Here is a 13983-nt window from a genome sequence, read left to right as displayed (position 1 = left end):
ACGCTCTGCGTGGGAATGCAGCCCGGGACGCTCTGCGTCCCTTACAGAGCCGAACGCGGAGCGTCCGTGGAGGCATTCCCACGCAGAGCATGGGAACGATAGATCAGCGTTCAAACCATCGCCGCAAAATTCAGCCTGAACTGCTGTGGCGTCACGCCCAGCCTGCGATTGAACACACTGCGCATGTGCTGGGCATCGCGAAATCCGCACTGGTAAGCCACGGTCTTCAGCGGCGAGTGGGTGCTTTCAAGCAACACCCGCGCCGCATCCACCCTGGCCCGTTCGACGAATTCTGCCGGGGTGACTTTCGCCTCTTTGGCAAACACCCGGGAAAAGTTGCGGGCGCTCATGTTGGCGGCGTTGGCCAGGTCGGCAATCGCCAGGTCGCCCGTCAGGTTGGCCAATACATAGAGCTGCACCAACGCCACGGCCGAAGTGGGCTCGGCGTGTGGCGTGAGGAATGGGCTGAACTGTGACTGCCCACCCGAGCGCTGAGTGAACACCACCAGTCGCTTTGCCACATTCAGCGCGACTTCCGGCCCGTGATCCCTGGCCAGCAAGTACAGCGACAAATCAATCCCCGCCGTGACACCCGCCGAGGTGTAGAGCTCGCCGTCCTGCACGTAAAGGCGATCCGCCTCGACCTGAGTCGACGGGCACAACTGCGCGAGCGCCGCGGCGTCACCCCAGTGGGTGGTGACCGTTCGCCTTTCCAGCAACCCGGCCCGGGCGAGCATGAACGCGCCGTTGCAGATCGAGCCAAAGCGTTGCGCCTGAGCGCAGGCGTCGCGCAGCCAGGTATCGAACGCCGCACCAAAATCCATGAACGGCAACTGCGGCCCACCGGCCACCAGCAGCAAGTCATACGCCTCCAGCGCTTCGCTGAAATGCCGATGGGCATTGAGTGACAAACCGTTGGAACACGCCATCATCCCGCGCTCGACGCCGATCACCTCCAGTCGATAGTGATCGGGGGGTTCAAGGAAACGATTGGCTTCGCAAAACACATCCATGGGACCGGTGACGTCCAGGGACTGAACGCCGGCAAAGACCACGATGGCAACGGTTTTACTCATGGCAGGAATCGCCTTCCAGGTATTGAAATGAAAGTCAGCCATCACACGACCTGTAGCAGCTGCCGAGCCTGCGAGGCTGCGTCCGGCTGCGCAGCAGTCGTGAAATCAGGCACTGCGGTCTTTCAGGTGAATCGCGTGCGCAGGGTTTACGACTGCTGCGCAGCCGGACGCAGCCTCGCAAGCTCGGCAGCTGCTACAGGGGGTGCGTGTATCCTGATTCAAACTTAGCCAATCCTCGCCCAACACGCGAGGTTGGCGCGATATGCATGCTCATTGGCCGGGATCGCAGCCTTGGATCGATTGTCCGGTTTCGGGGGCGCGGACAGACTGAACCCATCAGCGCCGCCACGGCGCTCCCCATGAGGACAGCACGATGAGCAGCACCATCGCCGGTATCAAAATCCCCGACAGTGCGTTGGCCAAAGCCACCACGGAATACATTCGCGACGTCGAATCAGACTTGCTGTATCACCACTCGCGCCGGGTGTTTCTGTTCGGCGCCTTGAGCGGTGAACGCAAGCAACTGACCTACAACCCCGAACTGCTGTACGTCGGCGCGATGTTCCATGACTTGGGTCTGGTGGAGGGTCATCGCAGCGACAACGAACGCTTCGAAGTCGATAGCGCCAATGCCGCCAAAGCGTTCCTCAAGCCTTACGGTTTGTCCGATGACGATATCGAGCAGGTCTGGTTGTCGATTGCCCTGCACACCACACCGGGCGTGCCGCAACACCTGCGACCTAATGTGGCGCTGGTCACCGCGGGTGTTGAAATGGATGTGCTGGGCATCGATTACGCAGCATTCCCCAGCGCGCAACGCGAAGCAGTGGTGCATGCCCACCCGCGTGGCGAAGGGTTCAAGGAATGCATCCTGTGTGCGTTTGCCAATGGCTTCAAACACAAGCCGGATACCACGTTTGGCACCGTGAACGCGGATGTGCTGGTGGATAGCGAGCAGGGCTTCAAACCGATGAACTTCGTCGAGATCATCCGCAAGTCCCCTTGGGTTTCCTGATCTTGATCGTTCCCACGCTCCGCGTGGGAATGCAGACCGGGACGCTCCGCGTCCCCTCCAAAGCCGAACGCGGAGCGTCCGTTGAGGCATTCCCACGCAGAGCGTGGGAACGATCAGGTGAGGCTCAAGCCGCTTCCGGCGCCTGCGGGGCGCGACGCACGTCCGGTTGTTTCCAGGAATCGGCAGCGCTTTCTTCGATCGCCTGCTGGATCGCACGCTTGCGACTTTCTTCGGCACGGCGGCTGAAGAACCAGACCAGGAACGTCATCAGCGATACCGCCAGCAGAATCAGACTGGCCACCGCATTGATCTCGGGTTTCACGCCCAGACGCACCGCCGAGAACACTTCCATCGGCAGGGTCGTGGAACCCGGCCCGGACACGAAGCTCGCCAACACCAGGTCATCCAGGGACAAGGCGAACGACATCATGCCGCCAGCCCCCAACGATGGCGCGATCATCGGAATGGTGATCAGGAAGAACACCTTCCACGGCCGCGCCCCAAGGTCCATGGCCGCTTCTTCGATGGACAGGTCCAGCTCACGCAAGCGCGCCGAGACCACCACCGCCACATACGCCGCACAGAACGTGGTGTGGGCGATCCAGATGGTGAGGATGCCGCGTTCCTGTGGCCAACCGATCATCTGCGCCATTGCCACGAACAGCAGCAACAGCGACAGACCGGTGATCACTTCCGGCATCACCAGCGGCGCAGTAACCAGGCCACCGAACAGCGTGCGGCCTTTGAAGTGGGTGATACGGGTGAGTACGAATGCCGCCAGCGTCCCCAGTGCCACCGCTGCAATCGCCGTGTAGCAGGCGATTTCCAGCGAGCGCACCACCGAGCCCATCAGTTGGGTGTTGTCCATCAAGCCGACGTACCACTTGATCGACCAGCCGCCCCACACCGTCACCAGTTTCGAGGCGTTGAACGAGTAGATCACCAGGATCAGCATCGGCGCGTAGATGAACAGCAAACCCGCCACCAGCATGAAACTTGAGAAACGGAAGCGCTTCATTCTTTACCCTCCATTTCCTTGGCCTGACTGCGGTTGAACAGGATGATCGGCACAATCAGGATCGCCAGCATCACCACCGCCAGGGCAGACGCCACCGGCCAGTCACGGTTGTTGAAGAACTCTTGCCAGAGCACCTTGCCGATCATCAGGGTTTCCGGACCGCCGAGCAGTTCCGGGATCACGAACTCGCCCACCACCGGAATGAACACCAGCATGCAGCCGGCGACGATGCCGTTCTTGGACAGCGGAATGGTGATCTTCCAGAAGCTGTTGAACGTGCTTGAACCCAGGTCGGAGGCGGCTTCCAGCAGGCTGTTGTCGTGCTTCACCAGGTTGGCGTAGAGCGGGAGGATCATGAACGGCAGGTACGAATAAACCACGCCGATGTACACCGCGAGGTTGGTGTTGAGGATCTGCAGCGGTTCGTCGATCCAGCCCATGGTCATCAGGAAACCATTGAGCAGACCGTTGTTGCTGAGGATGCCCATCCACGCGTAAACGCGGATCAGGATCGCGGTCCAGGTCGGCATCATGATCAGCAGCACGAGTACCGTTTGCATCTCTTTGCGGGCACTGGCGATGGCGTAGGCCATCGGGTAGCCGATCAGCAAACAGAGGACAGTGCTGATCAGCGCCATCTTCAATGAGCCGAGGTAGGCGGCGATGTACAAATCATCGCCGGCCAGCATCGCGTAGTTGCTCAGGTTAAGCAGCAACTGCACCTTTTGGTCGAGGTAGCTGTAGATCTCGGTGTACGGCGGAATGGCCACGTCGGCTTCGGCGAAGCTGATCTTCAGGACGATGAAGAACGGCAACATGAAGAACAGGAACAGCCAGATGAACGGAACCCCGATGACCAACTGGCGGCCACCGGGAATTATTCGATTGAGGCGGCGTTTGAATTTGCGCATGTTCATGAGCGAAGTACCACGCCGCTGTCGTCTTCCCAGTACACATAAACCTGGTCACCCCAGGTTGGGCGCTGGCCGCGGCGCTCGGCGTTGGCGACGAAAGACTGGACGATCTTGCCGCTCGGCAGTTCGACGTAGAACACCGAGTGGCCGCCGAGGTAGGCGATGTCGTGCACCTTGCCGCTGGACCAGTTGTATTCGCAGGTCGGCATGGTCGGCGTCACCAGCAGTTTTTCCGGACGGATCGCGTAGGTCACGGATTTGTCCTGCACCGACGTGCTGATACCGTGGCCCACGTAAATCTGCCGGTCCAGGTCCTTGCAGGTGATGATCGCATGGCCTTCGGCGTCGTCGATCACTTCACCTTCGAAGATGTTGACGTTGCCGATGAATTCGCAGACCAGGCGGCTGGTCGGGGTTTCGTAGATGTCGATCGGGCTGCCGATCTGGGCGATCCAGCCCAGGTGCATGATCGCGATACGCTCGGCCATGGTCATGGCCTCTTCCTGGTCGTGGGTCACCATGACGCAGGTTACGCCGACCCGCTCGATGATCTCGACCAGCTCCAGCTGCATTTGCGAACGCAGCTTCTTGTCCAGAGCCCCCATCGGTTCGTCGAGCAGCAACAGCTTCGGCCGCTTGGCCAGGGAACGCGCCAGGGCCACACGCTGACGCTGGCCACCGGACAACTGATGCGGCTTGCGCTTGGCGTACTGCGTCATCTGAACCAGCTTGAGCATGTCCGCGACACGGGCATCGACTTCAGCGGCGGGGATTTTGTCCTGTTTGAGGCCAAATGCGATGTTCTGCGCCACGGTCATGTGCGGGAACAACGCGTAGGACTGGAACATCATGTTGATCGGTCGCTCGTAGGGCGGCATGTCCGTGATGTCTACGCCATCGAGGAAAATGCGCCCCTCCGTGGGCCGTTCGAAGCCTGCGAGCATGCGCAGCAACGTGGATTTGCCCGATCCCGAACCGCCGAGCAGGGCGAAAATCTCGCCTTTCTTGATTTCCAGGGACACGTCGTCCACGGCAATCGTCTCGTCGAACTTCTTCGTGACCCGGTCGATTTTGACCAACACCTGTTTAGGTGATTGGTCGCCCTCGAGGGCTTTCTTATAGGCGCCGGAGGCAACTGCCATTTACGAAACTCCCAGAAAAAAAGAGTGCAGTTCGCTCAAGGTGAGCCAACCTTGGATAGTTTGAGCCTTGTCGCTATTTACCCGACTTGACCTTGGTCCAGCTGCGGGTCATCAAACGTTGAATGTTTGGTGGCAACTCGATAGACACGTAAGTCTTGTCGAGGACGGCTTGCGGTGGATAAACCGATTCGTCGGTGCGAATGGATTCGTCCATCAGCTTGTCCGACCCTGGGTTAGGGTTGGCGTAACCCACGTAATCGCTGACTTGGGCGATCACCTCGGGTTTCAGCAAATAATTGATAAAGGCGTGGGCTTCCTTGACGTTGGCTGCATCCTTGGGGATCGCCAGCATGTCGAACCAGAGCGCGCCGCCCTCTTTCGGAATCGAGTAGGCGATGTTCATGCCTTTGCCGGCTTCAGCCGCGCGGGCCTTGGCCTGGAACATGTCGCCGGAAAAACCGATCGCCACGCAGATATCGCCGTTGGCCAGGTCCGCGATGTATTTGGACGAGTGGAAATAGGTCACGTAAGGCCGCACCGCCAGCAACTTGGCTTCGGCCTTTTTGTAGTCTTCGGGGTTGGTGCTGTTGGCGTTCAGGCCCATGTAGTTGAGGACCGTGGGCATCATTTCATCGGCGGAGTCGAGAAACGCCACGCCGCAGCTTTGCAGTTTCTTGATGTTTTCCGGCTCGAACACCACATCCCAGGAATCGATCTTGTCGAGGCCCAAAACAGCCTTCACTTTGTCGACGTTGTAACCGATGCCGTTGGTGCCCCACAGGTACGGCACGGCGTACACGTTACCCGGATCGTTTTGCTCCAGGCGCTTGAGCAGCACCGGGTCGAGGTTGGCATAGTTGGGCAGCTTGGACTTGTCGAGCTTCTGGAAAGCGCCCGCCTTGATCTGCTTGCCGAGGAAGTGGTTGGACGGTACGACCACGTCATAACCGGTACGCCCGGCCAGCAACTTGCCTTCCAGGGTTTCGTTGGAGTCGAAGACGTCATACACCGGCTTGATGCCGGTCTCTTTCTGGAAGTCGGCCAGGGTTGTCGAACCGATGTAGTCCGACCAGTTATAAATATGCACAGTGCCAGCGGCCTGGACACTCACGGCAAGTGTCAGTCCGGCGCCGACCAGCAGTGCATTGCGCAACAAAGAAAAAACAGGCACGTGGAGGTCCTCTAAAATTAGTTGGGCCCAAGTTGCCCCGCGTTACATGACAGCCATGGCTGCCTGGCAACAAAACCGGCGCGCAACTTACCCTCGAAAAACCGTTCCAGCAAAACTTTTATGCAGAACCCTGTAACAGCTGCCGAAGGCTGCGTTAAGGTCCGAAGGACCTTCCCGAGTTCTTGAGAGCGCAACCGCTGCGCGGTTGGACGCAGCCTGCGACAGCTGCTACAGGGTTTGTTACTTACTTACCGGATTTGATCTTGGTCCAGCTGCGAGTCAGGATCCGCTGCGTCGCGGCCGGCAAGTCGGCAATCGCGTACAGCTTGGCCAGCACGTCTTCTGGCGGGTAGATGCCCGGGTCGGCGGTGATTTCTTTATCGACCAATGCGGTGGCGGCTGCGTTACCGTTCGGGAAACGTACGGCGTTGGTGATTTCAGCCATGATTTCCGGCTTCTGCAGGAAGGTCATGAACTTGTAGGCGCCTTCGACGTTTTCGGCATCTTTAGGGATGGCGACCATGTCGTAGAAGCTGCCTGCACCTTCTTTCGGAATGTTGTAGCTGACTTTCACCTTGTCACCGGCTTCAGCCGCGCGAGCCTTGGCCTGGTAGATGTCGCCCGAGTAACCCACGGCCACGCAGATGTTGCCGTTGGCCAGGTCGGAGATGTACTTGGACGAGTGGAAGTAGCCCACCGACGGACGAATCTTCAGGAAAAGCGCTTCGGCTTCGGCCAGTTGTTTTTTGTCCTGGCTGTCGGTTGGGTAACCGAGGTAGTGCAACGCCACCGGAATCATCTCGGTTGGCGAATCGAGGAAGCTGATACCGCACGATTTCAACTTGGCAGCGTTTTCAGGTTTGAACAGCAGGTCCCAGGAGTTGGTTGGCGCATCGGCGCCCAGTGCAGCCTTGACCTTCTCGGCGTTGAAGCCGATACCGATCGAACCCCACATGTACGGGAACGCGTGTTCGTTGCCCGGGTCGCTTACCGATACTGCTTTAAGCAGGTCAGTGTTCAGGTTCTTCCAGTTAGGCAGCTTGGACTTGTCGAGCTTCTGGTAAACGCCGGCCTTGATCTGCTTGGCCAGGAAATTGTTCGACGGTACGACGATGTCGTAGCCGGACTTGCCTGCCAGTAACTTGGCTTCCAGGGTTTCATTACTGTCGAAGACGTCGTAAACAACCTTGATCCCCGACTCGGCTTCGAACTTCTTGACGGTGTCCGGCGCGATGTAATCGGACCAGTTGTACACGCGAAGAACCTTGTCGTCCGCCTGAACTGCGCCCGCCATCATGCCCATCAGGGACATGGCGAGGAGGGTCTTGCCAGCTATCTTCATACCTAATGCCTTCATGGGTAATGCTCCAATTATTCTTTTTAACCACGTTCTTGTTAACCAAGAGCCAGCGGCCTTTTCCTGGGCAACTAAAACAACCGGTAGTCTGGCAAGATCCAAGGCAGGCTTTCAAGGAAAGACCCATCCTTTGTTTGCGCTGAGCGAAGTGCACACTTCACACCTCGCTCAGAGCCTAGCACTTAGCCCTGCAACGCACTCAAGGTCAGGTCCAGGCACTTGCGTGCCTTGGTCACCAACTCGTCGATTTCAGCCGGTGTAATCACCAGTGGCGGAGCAATGATCATGGTGTCGCCCACGGCGCGCATGATCAGGCCGTTTTCGAAGCAGAACGTGCGGCAAATCATGCCGGCGCCCTTGCCTTCGAAACGTTTGCGAGTGGCTTTGTCCTGAACCAGTTCTATGGCCCCCAACAGACCCACGCCACGCACTTCGCCCACCAACGGGTGATCGCTCAGTTCCCGTAGACGCTTTTGCAAATAGGGTGCCGTTTCTGCATGAACGCGCTCGATAATTTTTTCTTCGCGCAGGATGCGGATGTTCTCCAGTGCCACCGCAGCGGCCACCGGGTGCCCGGAATAGGTGAAACCGTGGTTGAAATCGCCGCCTTCGTTGAGCACCTCAACCACTTCATCACGCACGATCAGGCCACCCATAGGGATGTAGCCGGAGGTCAGGCCTTTGGCGATGGTCATCATGTCGGGTTTGAGGTCGTAGAAATCGCTACCGAACCACTCGCCGGTACGGCCGAAACCACAGATCACTTCGTCAGCCACGAACAGGATGTCGTACTTGGCAAGGATTTCCTTGATGCGCGGCCAGTAGGTGGCTGGCGGAATGATCACGCCGCCGGCACCCTGGATCGGCTCGGCAATAAAGGCACCGACGTTGTCCACGCCGACTTCCAGAATCTTCTCTTCCAGCTGATTGGCCGCCCAGACACCGAACTCTTCCGGTGTCATCTCGCCGCCTTCAGCGAACCAGTACGGCTGCGCGATGTGGACGATGCCCGGAATCGGCAAGTCGCCTTGTTCGTGCATGTACGTCATGCCACCCAGGCTCGCGCCGGCCACGGTGGAACCGTGATAGCCGTTCTTGCGGCTGATGATGACTTTCTTCTTCGGCTGACCCTTGATCGCCCAGTAGTGACGAACCATACGCAGCATGGTGTCGTTGCCTTCAGAACCGGAACCGGTGAAGAACACATGGTTCATGCCTTGTGGCGCGATGTCGGAGATGGCCTTGGCCAGTTCCAGCACCGGTGGGTGAGCCGTCTGGAAGAACAGGTTGTAGTAAGGCAGTTCGCGCATCTGTTTACTGGCGGCATCGGCCAGTTCATCGCGACCGTAGCCGATGGCTACGCACCACAGGCCGGCCATGCCGTCGAGGATCTTGTTGCCTTCGCTGTCCCAGAGATAAACGCCTTTGGCGTTGGTGATAATCCGCGGGCCTTTCTCTTTCAGCTGCTTGAAATCGCTGAACGGGGCCAGGTGGTGATCGTTGCTCAGGGTTTGCCATTCACGGGTTTGCGGGTTGTTGCTGGTCATGCGAACTCTCCTAAGATTTTCAGTGAGAGCGCCGCCAACATCAGCGGCGCCCGGCGCATCAGACGGCGAACAGCAGGAATTCCCGCTCCCACGAACTGATCACGCGCTTGAAGTTTTCATGCTCGGCCCGCTTGACCGCGACGTAGCCAGTGATGAATTTCTTGCCCAGGTATTTCTCGATAGTCGCGCTGTGTTCCATGCGTTCCAGCGCGTCTTCGATGGTCAGTGGCAGGCGCAGGTTGCGGCGTTCATAGCCGCGCCCCACCACCGGCGCACTCGGGTTGAGGCCTTCGACCATGCCGATGTAACCGCAGAGCAGGCTCGCGGCAATCGCCAGGTACGGGTTGGCGTCGGCGCCCGGCAGGCGGTTTTCCACCCGACGGTTTTGCGGCCCGGCATCCGGAACCCGCAGGCCCACGGTGCGGTTCTCTTCGCCCCATTCCACGTTCACCGGCGCCGAGGTGTCCGGCAAGAAGCGGCGGAACGAGTTGACGTTCGGCGCGAACAGCGGCAACAGCTCGGGGATCAGTTTCTGCAAACCACCGATGTGGTTCAGGAACAGCTGGCTCATGCTCCCGTCTTCATTGGAGAAGACGTTCTTGCCGGTCTCGATGTCGATGATGCTCTGGTGCAAGTGCATCGCACTGCCCGGCTCGCCGGTCATGGGCTTGGCCATGAAGGTGGCAGCCACATCGTGCTTGAGCGCGGCTTCGCGCATGGTGCGCTTGAACACCAGGATCTGGTCGGCCAGGGACAGGGCATCGCCGTGACGGAAGTTGATTTCCATCTGCGCCGTGCCGTCCTCGTGGATCAACGTGTCCAGGTCCAGTTCCTGCAATTCGCACCAGTCGTAGACGTCTTCGAACAGCGGATCGAATTCGTTCGCCGCTTCAATCGAAAAGGACTGACGACCGGTTTCCGGACGACCGGAACGGCCAATCGGCGGTTGCAGCGGGAAGTCCGGGTCTTCGCAGCGCTTGGTCAGGTAGAACTCCATTTCTGGCGCCACGATCGGCTGCCAGCCCTTGTCGGAATAGAGTTTCAGCACCTTTTTGAGCACGTTGCGCGGCGACAGCTCGATCGGGTTGCCTTGCTTGTCGTAGGTGTCGTGGATCACCTGAGCGGTGGGCTCGATGGCCCAGGGCACAAGGTACACCGCGTTCTGGTCGGGGCGGCAGATCATGTCGATGTCGGCCGGGTCGAGCAGTTCGTAATAGATGTCGTCTTCGACATAGTCGCCGGTCACGGTCTGCAACAGAACGCTCTCGGGCAGGCGCATGCCTTTTTCGGCAATGAACTTGTTGGTCGGCGAAATCTTGCCCCGGGTGATCCCGGTCAAGTCGGCGATCATGCATTCGACTTCTGTGATCTTGTGGTCTTTCAACCAATCGGTGAGCTGGTCGAGGTTGTTACTCATAAATGCCTCTTAGGCTGAGTTTCCTGACTCTGATAAGTCAGGCGTTGTTTGACGCATCGGCGTCGCGTTGTAATGCGCGCTTACGGCAGGCATCGCCAAATGCCTGGAAGATCGCAAGGTAATCCGGGTTTGAGCTTACCTGCCATTCGGGATGCCATTGCACTCCCAAAGCAAAACTCTTGCCCTGCGGGACCGAGACGGCCTCGATCAACCCGTCAGGCGCCATGGCTTCAATGCAAAGGCCCGGCGCCAGACGTTCAACGCCTTGGCCATGAATCGAATTGACCCGTATCTCACTCGCCAGCCCCAGGCCCGCGAGCACGCCACCCGGTTGAATGTGCACCGGATGACTTGGCGCATACTGTCCTTCAAGCGGTAGGCTATCGTCTTCACGGTGATCCATGAATGGACCGGCTTCGTGAACTTTTTGATGCAGGGTGCCGCCAAACGCCACATTCATTTCCTGGAAGCCGCGGCAAATGCCGAGCACGGGAACACCGGCCTCGACAGCGGCGCGGATCAACGGGAGGGTGGTGGCATCACGTGCAGAATCATGAGCAGTGCCCGGCGCGCTGGCGGGGCCGCTATAGTGAAACGGTTCTATATTGGAAGGTGAACCTGTAAAGAGGATGCCATCCAGACCGTCCAGAATATCGGACGGTGCCAGCAAATCGGCCAGGGACGGAAGAATCACCGGCAGGCCCTTGGCCGCCGAGGCCACGGCGCGGACGTACTTGTCGCCACTGATGTGATAAGCATGCAGACCGATCTGCTTAGAGCAGGCGGTGACGCCGATTAACGGCAGGCGAGACATGAAGCACCCCGGTATTATTGCTGTTATGGGTTTGAATCGAGCTTAGCCTTGTTCATTTTTTTACACAACACCCCCGTAAAAAATACAACACGGCCCGCTCAAGCCCGCAGACGCTAAAGCGCTCAAAGGCATAAAAACGCCCCAAAGTGCCTCAAAAAAGCTCAATGGGTGCTTTTTTAGGGCAAAAAAGGCCTCGCTTGACTTCGGCATGCCGTTCGGGTTGACTGGAATCCGAAGAGATCAATGATTGATATTTTTAACAACAAAGGTGTTGCATCATGTCGGTACCCCCGCGTGCCGTTCAGCTTAACGAAGCGAACGCGTTCCTTAAGGAACATCCTGAGGTTCTGTACGTTGACCTTCTGATTGCGGATATGAATGGTGTGGTGCGCGGCAAGCGCATTGAACGCACCAGCCTCCACAAGGTTTACGAGAAAGGCATCAACCTGCCGGCCTCTCTATTTGCTCTGGATATCAATGGCTCGACGGTGGAAAGCACCGGCCTGGGCCTGGACATCGGCGATGCTGACCGAATCTGCTATCCAATCCCTGACACCCTGTGCAATGAACCTTGGCAGAAGCGCCCTACCGCGCAACTGTTGATGACCATGCACGAACTTGAAGGTGAACCTTTCTTCGCGGATCCCCGTGAAGTTCTGCGTCAAGTTGTTGCCAAGTTCGACGAGATGGGTCTGACGATCTGCGCCGCGTTCGAACTGGAGTTCTACCTGATCGACCAGGAGAACGTGAACGGTCGCCCACAACCGCCTCGCTCGCCAATCTCCGGCAAACGTCCGCATTCGACCCAGGTTTACCTGATCGACGACCTCGACGAATACGTCGACTGCCTCCAGGACATTCTGGAAGGTGCGAAAGAGCAAGGCATCCCTGCCGACGCGATCGTCAAGGAAAGTGCCCCGGCGCAGTTCGAAGTGAACCTGCACCACGTTGCCGACCCGATCAAGGCCTGCGACTACGCGGTCCTGCTGAAACGCCTGATCAAAAACATCGCCTACGACCATGAAATGGACACCACGTTCATGGCCAAGCCTTACCCGGGCCAGGCGGGCAACGGTCTGCACGTCCACATCTCGATTCTTGATAAAGATGGCAAAAACATTTTTGCCAGCGAGGATCCCGAGCAGAACGCCGCACTGCGTCACGCGATCGGCGGTGTGCTCGAGACCCTACCGGCGCAGATGGCTTTCCTCTGCCCGAACGTCAACTCCTACCGTCGTTTTGGCGCACAGTTCTACGTGCCGAACGCACCGTGCTGGGGTCTGGACAACCGTACCGTTGCGGTGCGTGTGCCGACCGGTTCCGCCGACGCGGTCCGTCTGGAGCACCGCGTTGCCGGCGCCGATGCCAACCCGTACCTGCTGATGGCTTCGGTCCTGGCAGGCGTGCACCACGGCCTGACCAACAAGATCGAGCCGGGCGCACCCGTGGAAGGCAACTCCTACGAGCAGAACGAGCAAAGCCTGCCAAACAACCTGCGCGATGCATTGCGCGAGCTGGACGACAGCGAAGTCATGGCCAAGTACATCGATCCGAAATACATCGATATCTTCGTCGCGTGCAAAGAGAGCGAGCTGGAGGAGTTCGAACACTCCATCTCCGACCTCGAGTACAACTGGTACCTGCATACCGTGTAAGCGGTTGCAGTAAAAACAACGCCGCCGGCCTCACAGCTTGCGGCGTTTTTTTATGGGGTTTATTCAGTTAAACCGAGTTGGACTCATCGCGAGCAGGCTCGCTCCCACAGGTACCCACAAATCAAATGTGGGAGCGAGCCTGCTCGCGATGGCGTCCTGGCAGACAACACAGATGCCTGCTCGTACAATGCCCGCTGCCCCGCAGGAGACTTCAATGACGCGCACCGCCACCCTTCGCAAACCCCGCGCCCGCAGCCAGGCCCGGATCGATTCGATACTCGATGCCGCCCGCACGCTGCTGGCTGCCGAGGGCGTGGCCAGCCTGTCGATCTACAGCGTCGCCGAGCGCGCAGAGATCCCGCCCTCCTCCGTCTACCACTTCTTCGCCAGCGTCCCGGCGCTGCTCGAAGCCCTGACGGCCGACGTCCATGCGGCATTCCGTGCCTGCCTGCAAGCGCCCATCGACCACGACGCCCTCCACGGCTGGCGCGATTTGTCGCGCCTGGTGGAACAACGCATGCTCGACATCTACGACGAAGACGCCGCCGCCCGCCAACTGATCCTTGCCCAGCACGGGCTGACCGAAGTCACCCAGGCCGACCGCCAGCACGACATCGAACTCGGCGACCTGATGCACAAGCTGTTCGATCATCACTTCGAACTGCCGAGGCTTCCCAATGATGTCGACGTGTTTGCGCTGGCCATGGAGCTGGGCGATCGCGTCTATGCGCGCTCGGTGCAACAACACGGGCAGATCACGCCGCGCATGGCAGAGGAAGGCATGCGAGTATTCGACGCCTACCTGAGCCTGTATTTGCCGCCCTATCTGCCCAAGCGCAGCCTGTAATACAACGAGG

Annotated in this window: 12 protein-coding genes; 3 read left to right on the top strand and 9 right to left on the bottom strand. The window is 58.8% G+C overall.

Going from position 1 to position 13983, the window contains the following annotated elements; translation table 11 throughout:
• Positions 1–110: 110 nt before the first annotated feature.
• Positions 111–1076: a GlxA family transcriptional regulator gene (locus tag ACQ4OB_RS25290; protein WP_102616117.1), complete on the bottom strand. Its 966-nt coding sequence runs from the start codon at positions 1074–1076 to the stop codon at positions 111–113.
• A gap of 373 nt (positions 1077–1449) precedes the next feature.
• Between ACQ4OB_RS25290 and ACQ4OB_RS25285 the strand changes: the two genes are divergently transcribed.
• Positions 1450–2091, top strand: a complete 642-nt coding sequence (locus tag ACQ4OB_RS25285) for an HD domain-containing protein (RefSeq protein WP_074871772.1) — start codon at positions 1450–1452, stop codon at positions 2089–2091.
• A 124-nt stretch (positions 2092–2215) separates the two neighbouring features.
• Here the strand turns inward: ACQ4OB_RS25285 and ACQ4OB_RS25280 are convergent, their stop codons facing one another.
• The 8 genes from ACQ4OB_RS25280 to ACQ4OB_RS25245 all read right to left on the bottom strand — a co-directional run bounded on the left by ACQ4OB_RS25280 (position 2216) and on the right by ACQ4OB_RS25245 (position 11471).
• The gene (locus ACQ4OB_RS25280) at positions 2216–3109 is read right to left on the bottom strand and encodes an ABC transporter permease subunit (protein ID WP_074871774.1); all 894 of its coding nucleotides are present in this window, start codon (positions 3107–3109) and stop codon (positions 2216–2218) included.
• Complete coding sequence (locus ACQ4OB_RS25275; RefSeq protein ID WP_074871776.1) at positions 3106–4026, bottom strand: ABC transporter permease subunit; 921 nt, start codon at positions 4024–4026, stop codon at positions 3106–3108. The genes ACQ4OB_RS25280 and ACQ4OB_RS25275 overlap by 4 nt, the downstream gene beginning before the upstream one ends.
• Positions 4023–5165 carry an ABC transporter ATP-binding protein gene (locus ACQ4OB_RS25270; RefSeq protein ID WP_074871777.1) on the bottom strand — a complete coding sequence of 381 codons (1143 nt, stop codon included), beginning with the start codon at positions 5163–5165 and terminating at the stop codon, positions 4023–4025. The genes ACQ4OB_RS25275 and ACQ4OB_RS25270 overlap by 4 nt, the downstream gene beginning before the upstream one ends.
• A gap of 73 nt (positions 5166–5238) precedes the next feature.
• Positions 5239–6336: a polyamine ABC transporter substrate-binding protein gene (locus tag ACQ4OB_RS25265; RefSeq protein ID WP_074871779.1), complete on the bottom strand. Its 1098-nt coding sequence runs from the start codon at positions 6334–6336 to the stop codon at positions 5239–5241.
• A gap of 244 nt (positions 6337–6580) precedes the next feature.
• Positions 6581–7678 (bottom strand): polyamine ABC transporter substrate-binding protein, encoded by a 1098-nt coding sequence (locus ACQ4OB_RS25260; protein WP_074871782.1) that lies wholly within the window; start codon positions 7676–7678, stop codon positions 6581–6583.
• Positions 7679–7875: 197 nt separating this feature from the next.
• The gene (locus ACQ4OB_RS25255) at positions 7876–9240 is read right to left on the bottom strand and encodes an aspartate aminotransferase family protein (protein ID WP_074871784.1); all 1365 of its coding nucleotides are present in this window, start codon (positions 9238–9240) and stop codon (positions 7876–7878) included.
• Between the two features lie 58 nt (positions 9241–9298).
• Positions 9299–10657, bottom strand: a complete 1359-nt coding sequence (locus tag ACQ4OB_RS25250; RefSeq protein ID WP_074871785.1) for a glutamine synthetase family protein — start codon at positions 10655–10657, stop codon at positions 9299–9301.
• A gap of 37 nt (positions 10658–10694) precedes the next feature.
• On the bottom strand, positions 10695–11471 hold the full coding sequence (locus ACQ4OB_RS25245; RefSeq protein ID WP_430956678.1) for a gamma-glutamyl-gamma-aminobutyrate hydrolase family protein: 777 nt from the start codon (positions 11469–11471) through the stop codon (positions 10695–10697).
• Between the two features lie 278 nt (positions 11472–11749).
• Between ACQ4OB_RS25245 and ACQ4OB_RS25240 the strand changes: the two genes are divergently transcribed.
• Positions 11750–13126, top strand: a complete 1377-nt coding sequence (locus ACQ4OB_RS25240; RefSeq protein ID WP_008150449.1) for a glutamine synthetase family protein — start codon at positions 11750–11752, stop codon at positions 13124–13126.
• A 214-nt stretch (positions 13127–13340) separates the two neighbouring features.
• Positions 13341–13973 (top strand): TetR/AcrR family transcriptional regulator, encoded by a 633-nt coding sequence (locus ACQ4OB_RS25235; protein WP_430956677.1) that lies wholly within the window; start codon positions 13341–13343, stop codon positions 13971–13973.
• The last annotated feature ends 10 nt before the right edge of the window (positions 13974–13983 follow it).

Origin of the sequence: Pseudomonas sp. ES4 (assembly GCF_050586665.1) — a bacterium.
Lineage (GTDB): Bacteria > Pseudomonadota > Gammaproteobacteria > Pseudomonadales > Pseudomonadaceae > Aquipseudomonas > Aquipseudomonas frederiksbergensis.
The sequence above is the reverse complement of the archived record's forward strand: the minus strand, read 5'-3'. Positions and strand labels throughout refer to the sequence as shown.